Annotated in this window: 12 protein-coding genes and 1 pseudogene; 7 read left to right on the top strand and 6 right to left on the bottom strand. The window is 69.2% G+C overall.

Annotated elements, in window-relative coordinates:
• Positions 1-3: 3 nt before the first annotated feature.
• A pseudogene (locus tag D9R14_RS03750) lies at positions 4-759 on the bottom strand (SDR family NAD(P)-dependent oxidoreductase).
• Between the two features lie 44 nt (positions 760-803).
• Positions 804-1565: an N-acyl homoserine lactonase family protein gene (locus tag D9R14_RS03745; RefSeq protein ID WP_121621969.1), complete on the bottom strand. Its 762-nt coding sequence runs from the start codon at positions 1563-1565 to the stop codon at positions 804-806.
• A 337-nt stretch (positions 1566-1902) separates the two neighbouring features.
• On the opposite strand from D9R14_RS03745, the gene D9R14_RS03740 reads away from it, so the two are divergent.
• From D9R14_RS03740 to D9R14_RS03710, 7 genes are all read left to right on the top strand, one after another.
• Positions 1903-2793, top strand: coding sequence for an FAD binding domain-containing protein (locus D9R14_RS03740; protein WP_121621968.1), 891 nt, complete (start codon positions 1903-1905; stop codon positions 2791-2793).
• Positions 2786-3277, top strand: a complete 492-nt coding sequence (locus D9R14_RS03735) for a (2Fe-2S)-binding protein (RefSeq protein WP_121621967.1) — start codon at positions 2786-2788, stop codon at positions 3275-3277. Before D9R14_RS03740 ends, D9R14_RS03735 begins: the two co-directional genes overlap by 8 nt.
• Before the next feature lies 1 nt (position 3278).
• Positions 3279-5648 (top strand): xanthine dehydrogenase family protein molybdopterin-binding subunit, encoded by a 2370-nt coding sequence (locus D9R14_RS03730; RefSeq protein WP_121621966.1) that lies wholly within the window; start codon positions 3279-3281, stop codon positions 5646-5648.
• A 35-nt stretch (positions 5649-5683) separates the two neighbouring features.
• Entirely contained in the window at positions 5684-7075 is a 1392-nt protein-coding gene (locus D9R14_RS03725; protein WP_121621965.1) for a tetratricopeptide repeat protein, read from the top strand.
• A gap of 14 nt (positions 7076-7089) precedes the next feature.
• A complete protein-coding gene (locus tag D9R14_RS03720) occupies positions 7090-8328 on the top strand; it encodes an acyl-CoA dehydrogenase (protein WP_121621964.1) in 1239 nt (412 codons plus the stop codon).
• Between the two features lie 93 nt (positions 8329-8421).
• Positions 8422-9225 (top strand): enoyl-CoA hydratase, encoded by an 804-nt coding sequence (locus D9R14_RS03715; RefSeq protein WP_121621963.1) that lies wholly within the window; start codon positions 8422-8424, stop codon positions 9223-9225.
• 36 nt (positions 9226-9261) lie between these two features.
• Entirely contained in the window at positions 9262-9879 is a 618-nt protein-coding gene (locus D9R14_RS03710; RefSeq protein WP_121621962.1) for a phenylacetic acid degradation protein PaaY, read from the top strand.
• Between the two features lie 441 nt (positions 9880-10320).
• Here D9R14_RS03710 and D9R14_RS03705 read toward each other — a convergent pair whose 3' ends face one another.
• The 4 genes from D9R14_RS03705 to D9R14_RS03690 form a co-directional block, all read right to left on the bottom strand.
• Positions 10321-10881 (bottom strand): PadR family transcriptional regulator, encoded by a 561-nt coding sequence (locus D9R14_RS03705; RefSeq protein WP_121621961.1) that lies wholly within the window; start codon positions 10879-10881, stop codon positions 10321-10323.
• Positions 10882-11008: 127 nt separating this feature from the next.
• On the bottom strand, positions 11009-11953 hold the full coding sequence (locus D9R14_RS03700) for a DMT family transporter (RefSeq protein WP_121621960.1): 945 nt from the start codon (positions 11951-11953) through the stop codon (positions 11009-11011).
• Between the two features lie 172 nt (positions 11954-12125).
• Positions 12126-13496, bottom strand: a complete 1371-nt coding sequence (locus D9R14_RS03695; protein WP_121621959.1) for a glutamate--cysteine ligase — start codon at positions 13494-13496, stop codon at positions 12126-12128.
• A 143-nt stretch (positions 13497-13639) separates the two neighbouring features.
• Positions 13640-14713: an AI-2E family transporter gene (locus tag D9R14_RS03690; RefSeq protein WP_121621958.1), complete on the bottom strand. Its 1074-nt coding sequence runs from the start codon at positions 14711-14713 to the stop codon at positions 13640-13642.
• Between the last annotated feature and the right edge of the window lie 131 nt (positions 14714-14844).

Below are 14844 nucleotides of genomic sequence, written 5' to 3'. Positions count from 1 at the left end.
GCCTCAGACCATGGAGAAGCCCCCGTTCACGCTGATGACCTGGCCGGTGATCCAGTCGGCGCCGGCGGAGGACAGGAAGACCACCATGGGCGCCACGTCGCCCGGCTTGCCGATGCGTCGCAGCGGATAGGCCTTGACGATGCGCTCCATGTTCTTGGCCAGGAATTCCGGGTCCTGGTGCGCGGTCTCGATCAGTCCGAGCGCGATGGTGTTGACGGTGACGTTGTAGCGCCCCAGTTCCTTCGCCATGGACTTGCCCAGCGCGATGGTGCCGCCGCGCGCGGTGGCGGCGAGCGCGATGTTCGCTTCGCCGATGCGCGAGCTGTCGCCGACGATATTGATGACGCGCCCGGCCTACTGCTTCGCCATGTGCTTGGCGGCGGCGTGCGAGCAGTTGAGCGCGCCGTAGAGGCAGACGTCGATCTGACGGCGCCAGTCGGCCGGCTCGGATTCGATGAAGCGCTGATACTTCACGTAGCCCGCATTGTTCACCAGGATGTCGAGGCTGCCCCATTCGGCGGCCACATCGTCGGTCATGGCCCGCACCTGCGCGTAGTCGGCGATGTCCGCCTTCACCGCGCGCGCGGTCCCGCCGGAGGCGGCGATGTCGTCCACCAGGGCCTGCGCCTCGGCCTCGGAACTGTTGTAGTTGACCGCCACGCGCACTCCCTCGCGCGCCAGCGACCGGGCGATGGCGCCGCCCACGTCGCGCGCGCCCCCGGTGACGATGGCGACCTTCCCCTCAAGCCCGATGTCCATTGGCGTCTCCCATTTGATCTTGGTGGCCCGGCGCCCGCCGGATGTCAGGCATAGCCTTCGGCGCCGGTCCTGAGCGTTTGCCACTGCGCGTCGTCGTGGCCGCAGATGACGGTGGCGCCGCGCGCCTCCTCGGCCCGCACGGTCTCGTAGGAGGCGAGCAGCTGCGCGCGGTCCCACGCATTCATGGGCACCTCGTCGCGGTCGAGGTTGCGCTTGAGCGTCACCGCGTCGGAGGCGAGGAGGAACACGCCGTCGCCGGAAAGCTCGGCCCGAAGGCCCATGCATCCCGGCGTGTGGCCGGGCAGCGGAACGGTCACGAGCCGCCCGTCGCCGAACAGATCGTGGCTGCCGGCAAGGGGGTTGAGGCGCATGGGCAAGTCCCATTCGACCCGGCGATAGCCCTGCGCGTCCGCGCCCTCGGCCTCGGCGGCCTGAAGCTCGGCCGCGTGGCAGAAGAACTCCGCCTTGCGGAAGAAGCAGTTGCAGCCGCAGTGGTCGGGATGCAGGTGCGAGTTGACGACGATGTCGATGTCGTCGGGCTGGAACCCCACCTGGGCGAGCGCCGCGACCACGCTGGTGCCCGGCGCCGCGATCGGCGTCATGAGGCGGGCGAGCCCGCCCCACCGTGCGTCAGCGTCGGTCTCCACGGAGGGATGGCATCCGGTGTCGAACAGCACGTTGCCCTTGGGGTGCCGAAACAGGGTGGAGATGACCGGCATTTCGATCTGCTCCTCCTTCGCCGCGTCGGGAACGAAGATGCGACGGCGCATGCGCACACGGCCGCCGTCGAGGACGTTCATCTTCATCGGCTCACCTCCCCCGACCGGCCCGGCGCCTCGACCCGGCGCTGAGATGCCGATCCGCGCTGGCTCTTAAACATGCGGCATTGCACCGCAACATAGATATATACTTATCTATTGCTAATCGATGGCGGCGATCACGTCAATCGCACCCTAGCCGCGCTTACGTTTCCTAAAATCCATTGTTCTCTGGCTGCGCGGGACGCCTTGACGCGACCGAGAGCATATCCTATCACATAAGTTAGTTCTAACATATAAGAACATCGAGCCGCCTGTCGCCATAAGCCCGGCCAATCATCCGGAGTGCCGGGGCAGCGCGGTTCCAGGGGAAACGAGGGGGCAGATGAAGGCACCCGTGTTCGACTATCGCGCGCCGCGGAGCCTCGCAGAGGCGACGGCGATCCTGCGGGATGCGGGACCGGACGGACGCGTCCTCGCCGGCGGCCAAAGCCTGATGCCGATGATGAACATGCGCATCGTCGCTCCCGGCGTGCTGGTGGACATCAACCGCATCGAGGAGCTGGCGCGGCTGGACGCGGACGGCGGCACGCTCAGGGTCGGCGCGCTGGTGCGCCATGTGGACATCCTGCATTCGCCGTTGGTGAAGGCCGGCTGGCCGCTCATGAGCGAGGCGACGGCCTATGTGGCCCATCCCGCCATCCGCAACCGCGGCACCACCTGCGGCAGCGTCGCCCACAACGATCCGGCGGCCGAGCATCCGAGCGTGCTGCTCACCCTCGGCGGCAGCGTCGTGATCGCCAGCGCCGAGGGGCGGCGCGAGGTGAAGGCGGAAGACTTCCTCCAAGGCCTGATGACCACCGCGCTGGAGCCCGGCGAGATGATCGTCGAACTGCGCTATCCCCCGGTGCGGCCCGGCACCGGCTGGGCATTCGTGGAATTCTCGCGGCGGCTCGGCGATTTCGCATTGGGCGGGGCGGCGGCGCTGCTCACGCTGCGCGGCGGGGTGTGCGAGGAGGCGCGCCTCACCCTTGTGGGCATGGGCGAGGGACCGGTGCGCGTCACCGCCGCCGAGGCGCTGCTGGCGGGCCAGCGGATCGACGAGGGCACCGCGCCCGAACTGTTCGAGGCCGCGGTGCAGCTCGCGCGCCGCGCGGTGGACCCGACCGACGACGTCCATGCGGGCGCAGGCTACCGGCGCCACCTTGCGGGCGTGATGGCGCGCCGGGCGCTCGCCAGGGCGCTTTTGCGCAGCGGGAGGACGCACCATGCCTGAGCAGCAGACCATCACCCTCACCGTGAACGGCCGCGTCCACACCAAGGACGTGGCGACGCGCACCTCGCTCGCCGATTTCCTGCGCGACCAGCTCCATCTCACCGGCACCCATCTCGGCTGCGAGCACGGCGTGTGCGGCGCCTGCACGGTGACGGTGGATGGGCGCAGCGCGCGCGCCTGCCTGATGCTGGCGGTGCAGGCGGACGGGCGCGAGGTGGTCACCATCGAGGGCCTCAAGGACCCGGCGGGCGTCTGGCACCCGGTTCAGAAGGCGTTCTTCGAGAATTTCGCGATCCAGTGCGGTTTCTGCACGCCCGGCTTCTTCGCAACGGCCATCGAGCTTCTGGGCCAGAACCCGGACCCCACCGAGGCCGAGATCCGCGAGTACCTGTCCGGCAACATCTGCCGGTGCAGCGGCTACCAGGCGATCGTCGAGGCGGTGCGCGCGGCGGCAGCCGCGATGCAAGACCATCAGCGGGGGTGAGATGTCGGGCACGCGCTTCGTCAATGAGAGGATGGTGGGCTCCTCGGTGCTGCCCGAGGAGGCGATCCCGCTGGTGGAGGGCGAGGCCCGCTTCCTGAACGACATCTCGTTCGCCGGGATGTTCCACGTCGCCTTCCTGCGCAGCCAGCACGCCCATGCCCGCCTCGCGCGCATCGACACAAGCCGCGCCCGCGCGCTGCCGGGCGTCGTGACCGTACTCACGGGCGCCGACCTCCTGGGCAAGGTCGAGCCCTTCACCTCCATGCCCAACCGCTTCTCCGGCGGGCAGTCGACGCAGCACTGGCTGGCGGTGGAGAAGGTGCGCTTCTGCGGCGAGGCGATCTGCACCGTGGTGGCCGAGAGCCGCGCTCTGGCGGAAGACGCGATCGAGCTGATCGAGGTGGACTACGATCCCCTGCCCGTCGTCACCAACGCCCGCGACGGCGAGCGCGACGGCTCCCCGCTGGTGCACGACACCTGCCCCAACAACTATCTCATCCGGCGCGACTACCAGAGCGGCGACGTCGATGCCGCGTTCGCCAACGCTCACCTCGTGGTGAAGCGCCGCTTCCAGCTCGGGCGCAAGCAGGCGCTGTGCATGGAGGGGCGCGGCTGCGTCGCCGCTTGGCGCGACGGCTCCTTCAAGCTCTCCATGTGGATGAGCCACCAGCTTCCGTATGTGGTGCGGCACTATCTCGCCAAGCATCTCGGCCTGTCGGAAACCGACATCCGCGTGGTGGCGCCGCAGACCGGCGGCGGGTTCGGCCAGAAGGCGTCCATCTATCCGGAGGAGTTCGTCTGCGCGTTCCTGGCGCTCCAGCTGCGCCGCCCGGTGAAGTGGGTGGAAGACAGGCTGGAGAACATGGTCGCCTCCACCCATGCCCGCGAGCACGACATCGAGGTCGCGCTGGCGCTCGACGCCGAGGGGCACATCCTCGCGCTCCAGTCGGACATCTGGACCGACGTCGGCGCCTATTCCACCTATCTGTGGTCCGCCGGCATGGAGCCGCTGCAGACCGGCGGCCTGATGCCGGGGCCCTACCAGGTGAAGGCGCTGCGCTACACGACGCGCGGCGTCGCCACCAACAAGACGCCAGTCGGCCCCTATCGCGCGGTGGGCCGCCCCTCCGCTTCCGCATCTCTGGAGCTGCTGCTCGACCAGGCGGCGGCGGAGCTGGGCATCGATCCGGTGGAGATCCGGCGCCGCAACATCATTCCCCAGAGCGCCATGCCGTTTCGCAACGGCAACAACCTCGTGCACGACCATGTGGGCTACATGCCGTGCCTCGACATGGCGCTGGCGAAGTCCGGCTACCCGGTGCTGCGCAAGGAGCAGCAGGCGATGCTGGCCAAGGGCAAGCTGCGCGGCATCGGCGTCGCCTGCTTCGCCGAGCTGACCGGCCTCGGCACCAGCACCGCGGTCGGCCCGGGCACGCTGCTCCAGCCTGGCCGCGACGCGGTCACGCTGCGCCTTGAGACCTCCGGCAAGCTGACCATCGCCGCCGCTCTGCCCTCCCAGGGCCAGCGCATCGCTACCGCCATGCGGCAGGTGGCGGCGGACGAGCTGGGCATCCGCCTCGACGACATCGCGTGTCTCACCAACGACACCGGCATGGCGCCCTACGGCTTCGGCACGTTCGCTTCGCGCACCGCCGTGTTCGGCTCCGGCGCGGTGATCCAGGCGGCGGGCGAACTGCGCCGCCGCATCCTCGCCGTCGCAGCCCACATCATGCAGACGCCGAGCGAGGAGCTGATGCTCGCCGACAGCGTGGTGGAGACCGTCGATCGCACCAGGTCGCTGCCCCTGCGCCAGCTTGCGGAACACAGCTTCTTCTCCGCCAAGGACATTCCGAGCGAGATCAACCAGGGCTTCGAGGTCACCGCCTTCTACGATCCCAAGCACGGCTCGTTCGCCGCCGGCGCCCACGTGGTGGTGGTGGACGTGGACGAAGAGACGGGACACGTGGAGATCGTGCGCTATGTGGCCGCCGAGGACGTGGGACGCATCATCAATCCCGCCGTGGTGGAAGGCCAGATCATCGGCGGCATCGCCCAGGGGGTCGGCGAGGCGCTCTACGAGCAGCTGATCTATGACGAGAACGGCCAGCCGCGCACGGTGACGCTCGCCGACTATCTCGTGCCCTCGGCGCTGGAGGTGCCGCACATCGAGCTGCACCACGCCAACACGCCGTCCGGCGCGCTGGGCGGCTTCAAGGGCTGCGGCGAGGGCTCGATCATCGGCGCGCTCGCCGGCATCTCCTGCGCCGTGGCGGACGCCTTGCGCCAGCGCGGCGGCGACATCTTCCACTTTCCGGCGACGCCGGAACGGGTGCTGCGCGGCCTTGGCGTCGCGCTCGACGACGCAGCCTGACCGGCGCGCCGCACAGCGAGAGAAGGGACACCGCCATGCATCAGGACGTCCGCGGCCTCGACGTGACCACCACCAGCCCGAAGGCGGTCGCCCATCTCGACCTGGCGGTGGCGGACTATCTCAATTACGGCACCAGCGCCTCCGCGGAGGTGAAGGCGGCGCTCGCCGAGGACCCGTCCTGCGTGCTCGCCCAGTGCTATCGCGGCTATCTCCTGATGATGCTGGAGAACCCCGCCGTGTTCCCGAAGCTGCGCCAGACCCTGGCGGAGCTGGAGCAGGCGGGCGGCGACATCACCGAGCGCGAGCGGCTCCACCTGTCCGCCCTCAAGGCGTGGGTGAAGGGCGACCTCATGAACGCCTGCCTCGCCTGGGAGCAGGTGCTGAACCAGTGGCCGCAGGACCTGATGGCCCTCAAGCTGCACCACACCATGGCCTTCTACACCGGCCGCAACAACGTGCTGCGCGCGGTGGTGGCCGGCGCGCTCGGCGCCTGGGACGAGGCGACGCCCGGCTATTCCCACGTGCAGGGCATGTATGCCTATGCGCTGGAGGAATGCGGCGCCTATGCCGATGCGGAGCGCTGGGGCCGCGCGGCGGTGGAGGGCAACCCGGAGGACCTGTGGGCGATCCATTCCGTCGCCCATGTGATGGAGATGCAGGGCCGCTTCGACGAGGGCGCGGACTGGCTCGACTATTCCAGGGACGACTGGGCCAACAAGAACTTCTTCAAGGCCCACGTGTGGTGGCACCGCGGCCTGTTCCACATCGTCGCCGAGAACTACGACCGTGCGCTCCGCGTGTTCGACGAGGACCTGTCGTCGCTCAATTCGGAGACCTATATCGACGTCTCCAACCAGGCTGCCTTTCTCAAGCGGCTGCAGATCGCCGGGGTCGACGTGGGCAACCGCTGGGACCTTCTGGCCGAGCACTCGGCGACGCGCATCCACGACCACATCCTGCCGTTCCGCGACGCCCATTTCTGCCTCGCGCTCGCCGCCAAGGGCCGGTTCGACACCGCGCGCGAGCAGATCCAGTCCATGGCCGTCTTCGCCAAGGACGGCGAGAGCTGGAATGCACGCACCACGCAGGCGGTCCTCATTCCGCTGTGCGAGGCCATGATCGCCTATGAGGGCGGCGACCACGCCAAGGCCTGCGACATTCTCTGGCCGATGCGCAACGAGCTTGCGCCGATCGGCGGCAGCCTCGCCCAGCGCGATCTGTTCGCGCAGATCCTGATCGATGCGGCGGTGCGCGCCGGGCGTCTGCCGATGGCGCGGAACCTGCTCTCCGAGCGCGTGGCGCTGTTCCCGCGCGGCCGGCGCGGCTGGCGCGAATACGGCAAGGTGCTCGCAGACCTCGGCGAATTGGACCTCGCCGCCAAGGCGCATCGCAGCGCCGAGACGCTTTCCTCCCCCGCAGCCGCCTGACCGGAAGAGCGACGATGACCCAGAGCTCCGTCAACGAGGCGGTCCTGCCGCGCAAGGTGGCGACCGTGCCGTCGAACCGATACGCCCCGTTCGACTGGCAGGACCCGATGCAGCTCGAAAGCCTGCTCTCGGCCGAGGAGCGCATGGTGCGCGACACCTGCCGCGCCTACTGCCAGGACCGGCTGATGCCGCGCATCCTGATGGCGAACCGGGAACACCGGTTCGACCGCGAGATCATCTCCGAGTTCGGCGCCCTCGGCCTGCTCGGCCTCACCATCCCCGAAAAGTACGGCTGCGCCGGCAGCAGCTACGTGATCTACGGCCTGTGCGCCCGCGAGGCGGAGCGGGTGGACAGTGCCTACCGCTCGGCCATGAGCGCGCAGTCCTCGCTCGTCATGCACCCGATCTACGCCTATGGCAGCGAAGACCAGCGCATGAAATACCTGCCGCGCCTCGCCACCGGCGAGATCGTCGGCTGCTTCGGCCTCACCGAGCCGGATGCCGGCTCCGATCCCGGCGCCATGGCGACGCGCGCCCGGAGCGTCGACGGCGGCTTCCTGCTCTCCGGCACCAAGTGCTGGATCACCAACGCCCCCATCGCCGACGTGTTCGTCATCTGGGCCAAGACCGATGACGGCGTGATCCGCGGCTTCCTGCTCGATCGCGGCATGAAGGGCCTGTCGACCTATGCGATCCAGGGCAAGCTGAGCCTGCACGCCTCGCCCACCGGCAACATCGCCATGGAGGACGTGTTCGTGGAGGCGGACCGCCTCCTGCCCAACGTCACCGGCCTTGCCGGGCCGTTCGGCTGCCTCAACCGGGCGCGCTACGGCATCTCCTGGGGCGCCATGGGCGCGGCGGAATTCTGCTGGCACGCGGCGCGGCAATACACGCTCGACCGTAGGCAGTTCGGCCGTCCGCTCGCCGCCACCCAATTGGTGCAGAAGAAGCTGGTGGACATGCAGACCGAGATCACCCTCGGCCTGCTCGCCTGCCTCCAGGCGGGGCGCCTGTTCGACGCCGGGCAGATCGCGCCGGAGACCATCTCCCTGCTGAAGCGCAACAATTGCGGCAAGGCGCTCGACATCGCCCGCACGGCGCGCGACATGCACGGCGGCAACGGCATCAGCGACGAGTATCACGTCATGCGCCACATGGTGAACCTGGAGACGGTGAACACCTACGAGGGCACCCACGACGTGCATGCCCTCGTGCTCGGCCGCGCCCAGACCGGCCTTCAGGCCTTCTTCTGAAGCCCTCCGCCCAGGCTGTCGCCAGCGCGGAGCGTCGCGGCTATCCTGCTGCGCCGGCAGCCAAGAAGAACAACAGGCGAAGGGAGTTCGGGCATGAACGGGACGGCCGAGGCCGAGGGGCGCATCGTCGCCGAGCGCGAGGGCCCGGTGGCGCGGCTCGTCATCGACAATCCCACGCGGCGCAACGCCATCGATCTCGCCATGTGGCGGCAGGCAAGCGACCTCCTCGATGAGATGGCGCAGGCTCCCGAGGTGCGCGTGCTGCTGGTCGAGGGTCGCGGCGGGAAGGCGTTCGCCTCGGGCGCCGACATCTCCAAGTTCGAGCGCGAGCGCGGCACGGCCGAGGCGGTGGCGCAATACAACGAGATCGCGGCCGGCGCCTACCGGCGGCTGAAGCACTTTCCGAAGCCGACGCTCGCCTCCATCGGCGGCTTCTGCATCGGCGGCGGGCTGGCGCTCGCTTTGTGCTGCGACATCCGCATCTGCGAAGAGGGCTCGCGCTTCGCGGTGCCGGCGGCGAAGCTCGGGCTCGGCTACGGCATCGAGGGCCAGCGCAACCTCACCGAGGCGGTGGGGCCGGCGGTGGCCGCCGATCTGCTGTTCTCCGGCCGGCAGGTGGACGCCGCCGAGGCGCTGGCGCTCGGGCTCGTGAACCGCGTGGTGCCGGCGGCCGACCGGGCGGCGGAGGCCGCGGCCTATGCCGCGACCATCGCCGCCAACGCGCCCATGACGCTCGCCCTCGCCAAGGCCTGCAAGCTCGCCCTCACCCCCGCCGTCAATCCCGAAGAGGAAATGCGGCTCCAGGACATGGTGCGCGCCTGCTATGCCAGCGAGGACTACAAGGAAGGCCGCCGCGCCTTCCTGGAAAAGCGCGTGCCGGTGTTCTCCGGGCGCTGACGGCGCGCGCCTCAGGACCATGAAGGGCAGGAAGACATGCACAATTGCTACGCCATCGAGGACCTGGTCCCGGTCGTCCATCCCACCGCGTTCGTGCATCCGACCGCGGTGCTGATCGGCGACGTGGAGATCGGACCGGGCTGCTATGTGGGCCCGTGCGCCTCGCTGCGCGGCGACTTCGCGCGGGTCATCATGCGCGAGGGCTCGAACATCCAGGATGGCTGCATCATGCACGGCTTTCCCGGCGGCGACGCGATCATCGACGTGGACGGCCATGTGGGCCACGGCGCGGTGATCCACGGCGCCCATGTGGGCCGCAACGTGCTGATCGGCATCCAGGCGGTGCTGATGGACAATGCGGTGATCGGCGAGGACGCGGTGATCGGCGCCATGGCCTATGTGCCCGAGGGCATGGTGGTGCCGCCGAAGAGCCTCGTCGTGGGTGTGCCCGCGCGCATCGTGCGCACGCTCGCCGAAAAGGACCTCGGCTGGAAGCGCGGCGGCACGCTCGAATACCAGGAGCTGACCCGCCGCTGCCTGGCGACACTGCGGCCCGTGCAGCCGCTCACGGCCCCCCAGGAGAACCGCCCGCGCTACGAGGGCCGCATCAGCAAGACCCTGAGCGAGGTGCGCGGCAAGACGGCGGGCGGGTGAACTGGAGCGGGTGACTGGCGGGTAGTCAGGCAGGCGGCGCCGGCCGCCCATCACCCGCCCGATCGTCCCCGCGCCGCCGTCATCCCCCGGCTTGTCCGGGGGATCCACACCACGGCTGGGCCGGCGGCCGATCTAAAGGCGCAGTGCTGCGGCCCGGTGGATGCCCCGGACAAGCCGGGGCATGACCGCGGTGAAAGAGGACCACGGCGGCGGCGAAGCAATACCAGGACGGGCGTCGTCCAGCCTTTTGACCCCCGCCCGATGGTCCCCCAACCGCCGTCATCCCCCGGCTTGTCCGGGGGATCCACACCACGGCCGGGCCGGCGGCCGATCTGAAGGCGCAGTGCTGCGGCCCGGTGGATGCCCCGGACCAGCCGGGGCATGACGGCGGTGAAAGAGGACTACGGCGGCGGCGAGGCCGGGCCACGATGGCGCCACCCCTCACACCTGCTCGAAATTCTCCAGCGGCTGCGCGCTCTCGCTGGCGAGGAACCGCACCAGTTCCTCCTCCATCGCCCGCATCTGCGCCACCTTCATGCGCAGCGAGAGGAGCTGGAACTTGCGCGCCTCCATCTTGGGTCCGGGATGGGCGGTGATGCGCGCCTCCACGGTTTCCAGATAGGCGCATTCCTCGCGGATGCGCTCCAGCGTCAAAAGCAGCTCCTTGTGGATGGTGGCGCGGTCCGCGAAATTGCCGAAGAAGATGCGCAGCAGCACCTCGTCCCGCGTCACCGAGGAGCGGATCGGCTCGTTGAGGAACGCCGCCAGCGCCTCCTGGCCTTGGGGGGTGATGGCGTGGATCTTCTTGTCGGGCTTGCTGCGCTGGGGCAGGTCCACCGAGGTGATGAACCCCTCCTCCCTGAGCTTGGCGAGGGTGTTGTAGATCTGCGGGGAGGTGGCGTTCCAGATGTAGTAGATCGAGCGCTCGATGGTCCGCTTCAAGTCGTATCCGGACGCCGGCTGGATGGCGATCAGCCCGAGCAGAGCGAACTTCAGCGACATTTCCGTCTACCATCGATGGTGCCGGTGCGGCACGGCGGGCAATGAAGGCGCACCGCCGCGCCTCGTCCCAACCCTTTGCCGCACAACCTAATGCATCGTGGACATCGGCGCCAGCCAGCCGCGCGCGTCAGCTGGCCCTGGCAGGGGCGGGCGCGCGCAGGACCAGCATGTTTCCGATCAGCACCAGCGCGATGCCGAAGGCGGCCGAGAGCGTCCAGTGATAGTCCTCGAAGACGGTCGAGATCGCGAGGGCGATCAGGGGATAGAGCACCGTGCCGTAGCCCGCCCGGCTGGCGCCGATGCGCCGCACCAGCGCCAGGTAGATGCCGAAGCCGGAAAGCGTCGGGCCGATGATGAGGAAGGCGAGCGAGCCGAGATAGCGCGGCGTCATCTCCATGATGAAGGGCGAACCGCCGATCAGCGCTGCGATGCCGAGCACCGCCAGCCCGTAGGCGAAGCTGAAGGCGGTCATGGACAGGAGCGGCAGGCCGCGCCGGCCGGCGATGCCGGAGAGGATGCTGCCCAGCGAGAAGCAGACGGTGCCGACCAGCGCGAGGATGAGCCCCATGCCCATGTGCGCCTGCGCCTCCGCCCCTGCGGCGGCGCCGGTGAAGACGGCGACGACGGCCGGCCCGAACACCAGCCCGGTGCCCGCCACGCCGAGCAGGGCGCCGAGGAACAGGCCGCGCCGCAGCGGCGCGCCCAGCAGCAGCGCCGACAGCAACGGAATGATGATCGCCACCAGCGAGAACACCACCGAGATGAGCCCCGAGGGCAGGTGGTAGCCGGCATAATAGAAGCTGAGGAAGTTGAAGGAGAAAAGGCACGCCCCGAGGCCAAGGAACAGCAGATGGTCACGCAGGCCGAAGGCGAGGCGCGAACGGGTGGCGAACACCAGAGCGAACATCACCGGCGTCGCGAAGACGAAGCGCCAGAAGGCCGACACCTCCGGCGCCACCTCGCCGAGCTGCAGCCGCATGGGCAGCCAGCCGATGCCGAAGATGACGACGCTCGCGACATAGAGCGTCCAGTCGGTGGGGCTCAGCGGCGCCTCGCGCGGGGGATGGGACATGGAGGGTTCCGCATGGCCTGAGGCAGAGCGAGACGGCGGATGGATCGCCGCCGCGGATGAGGATTCGGCGAGCGCCGCGGCGTCACCCTACCCTGTCGCGCCGACGCGCGCGCCCGCCCACACCGCATCCACCCGCCGCCCGCCCTGCGCATCGCGCATGGGTCGGCGCGGCTCAGTAGGCAAGCGTGGTGAATGCGGGCTCCACGGAGCCGTTCCAGTCGGTGCGGTAGTGCTCCAGCAGCAGTTCGGCGGGCGAGCGGCCGGTGAGCACGGCCTCTTCCAGCGGCTGGAGAAAATGGGTCTCGTCCCGGCCCTTGCGGTCGAGACGGGCGCGGCGCCGCAGGCCCTCATTGGACAGCGCCAGCGCGCGGCGCGCCAGCTCGCGCGCTGGCGCGCCCCGGAACGGCGCCGCCAGAGCGAGGCGGGGCACGTCGTCGCGCAACTGCTGGCGCTCCTCGGCAGTCCAGTCCTTCACCAGGTCCCAGGCGGCGTCGAGGCTCTCCTGGTCGTAGAGCAGGCCGGCCCAGAACGCCGGCAGCGCGCACAGCGTCGCCCACGGGCCGGCGTCCGCGCCGCGCATTTCCAGGAATCGCTTGAGGCGCACCTCGGGGAAGATGGTGGAGAGGTGATTCACCCAATCCGAGAGCGTCGCGGTCTCGCCGGGCAGCATCGGGTTGCGCCCCGCCAGCAGGTCGCGGAAGGAGGAGCCGGCGACGTCCACATAGGCGTCGCCGCGCTTGACGAAATACATCGGCACGTCGAGCGCGTAGTCCACATAGCGTTCGAAGCCGAAGCCGTCCTCGAAGGCGAAGGGCAGCATGCCCGAGCGGGCATTGTCGGTGTCGCGCCAGATCTCCGAGCGGAACGACAGGAAGCCGTTGGGCTTGCCTTCCGTGAACGGCGAGTTGGCGAACAGCGCCGTGGCGATGGGCTGGAGCGCGAGGCCGACGCGCATCTTCTTCACCATGTCCGCCTCGGACGAGAAGTCGAGGTTCACCTGCACGGTGCAGGTGCGGAACATCATGTCGAGGCCGAGGGTACCCACCTTCGGCATGTAGTTGGACATGATCTTGTAGCGCCCCTTCGGCATCACCGGCGTCTCGGAGCGCGACCATTTCGGGCTCATGCCGATGCCGAGGAAGCCGATGCCGAGCGGCGTCGCCACCTCGCGCACCTGGGCGAGATGCGCGTTCAGCTCCGCGCAGGTCTCGTGGATGGTGGAGACCGGCGCGCCGGACAATTCGAACTGCCCGCCCGGCTCCAGCGAGATCGCCCCGCCGCCAGTCACGTCGGCGAGGCCGATGATGGTGGAGCCCTCCATGATCGGCTCCCAGCCGAGCAGCATGCGCATGCCTTCCAGCAGCGCGCGGATACCCTTCGGCCCCTCATAGGGCACCGGCTCGTGGCGGGAGAGGGTGAAGGGGATCTTCTCGTGCTCGGTTCCGATACGGAAGGCGCTCTGCGGCTTGTTCCCCTTCTCCATCCAGTCGACGAGTTCGTCGCGCGAGGAAATGGGGGTCGCATCCAACGTGTCGCGCGCCATCAACGGTCTCTTCGAGCAAAATCGGCGGGCGACCATACACGCCCGGACAGCGGAGGCAAACGGGGCGATCCGGGGGGCATGGCGCGCGGGTGCGCCGGCTCAAATCCTGCGCGTGGATGTGGAAATAGGAGGGCGCTGCGCCCTCAGGCCGCGCCGGCTTCGGGGGGTGCTTCCGGGGGCGGCTCCGCCGGGGCCTCGGGCGGCGGCTCCTCGACGAACAGCGAGTCCTCCGGCGGCGCGAGGTCGCGCACCGCGGCGAAGGCGAGCACCGTGAGCGGGGTGGCGAGCAGCACGCCCAGCGTGCCGAACACGGTGCCGAACAGCACCACCGCGAACAGCGTCACCGCCGGCGGCAGGGAGACCATGCGCTGCTGCAGCAGCGGGGTGATGAGATTGCTCTCGGTCTGCTGCACCACCACGAACAGCGCCAGCACCCAGAGCGCCGAATCGAGGCCGAGGGTGAAGGCGATCAGCAGCGCCGGCACCGCCGAGACCACCGGCCCCACCATGGGGATGAACTCCGCGATCCCGGTGAACAGCGCCAGCGCCAGCGCCGAGGGCACGCCGAGAATGGCGAGGCCGATATAGGTCAGCACGCCCACCACCACCATGGCGATGAGCTGGGCCTTCAGGAAATTGCGCAGGTCGAGCGCGATGGAATCGAGCCGCCGCCCCATCTCCGGCCGCCGCGCATGGGGCCAGAAGGCGAGGAACATGCCGCGATAGGTCTTCGGGTCCACCGCGAAATAGAGCCCGCCCACCAGCACCAGGAAGGCGCCCAGCACCGCCTGGAAGAAATTGCTGGTCAGCCCCTGCACCAGCGAGAGGATGGTATCGCTGGAGGGCGCCGCCGCCTCCGCGCGCTTGATGAGGTCGTCGCCGAGGCCCTCCAGGTGGAAGCGCTGCTCGAAGGCGGCCCAGGCGGCGGGCAGGGTCTGCACCAGTTCCAGCACCTGGCTGCGGATGGTCGAGCCGAACAGATAAAGGATGACGCCGGTGCCGCCGAACACCAGCAGCGCCACCGGGAACACGGCGTACCGCTCGGGACAGCGGGTGTAGCGGGCGAAGGGCTCCGCGAGCGCATGCAGCGCCAGAGCGAGCAGCACCGCCGCGAACACCAGCAGGATCACGTCCACCGCCAGCCAGGCGAGGTAAAGCGCGCCCAGCACCACGCCTGCGAGCGCGATGCGACGTATCAGCCGTATTTCGGAACGCATGGAAGGACCCTTTTCCGCATCGAGGCTGTCAGGAACGCGCGCACCCCCCGCACGGGTCCGCAGCCGCTGGAAGAGATGCGGAGATCGTCTCTAGCCGAGAATGGCGGGAGGTGTCATCGCCGGCCCCCCGG

The organism is Xanthobacter tagetidis, from assembly GCF_003667445.1.
In the GTDB taxonomy this organism is placed as follows: domain Bacteria; phylum Pseudomonadota; class Alphaproteobacteria; order Rhizobiales; family Xanthobacteraceae; genus Xanthobacter; species Xanthobacter tagetidis.
The sequence above is the reverse complement of the archived record's forward strand: the minus strand, read 5'-3'. Positions and strand labels throughout refer to the sequence as shown.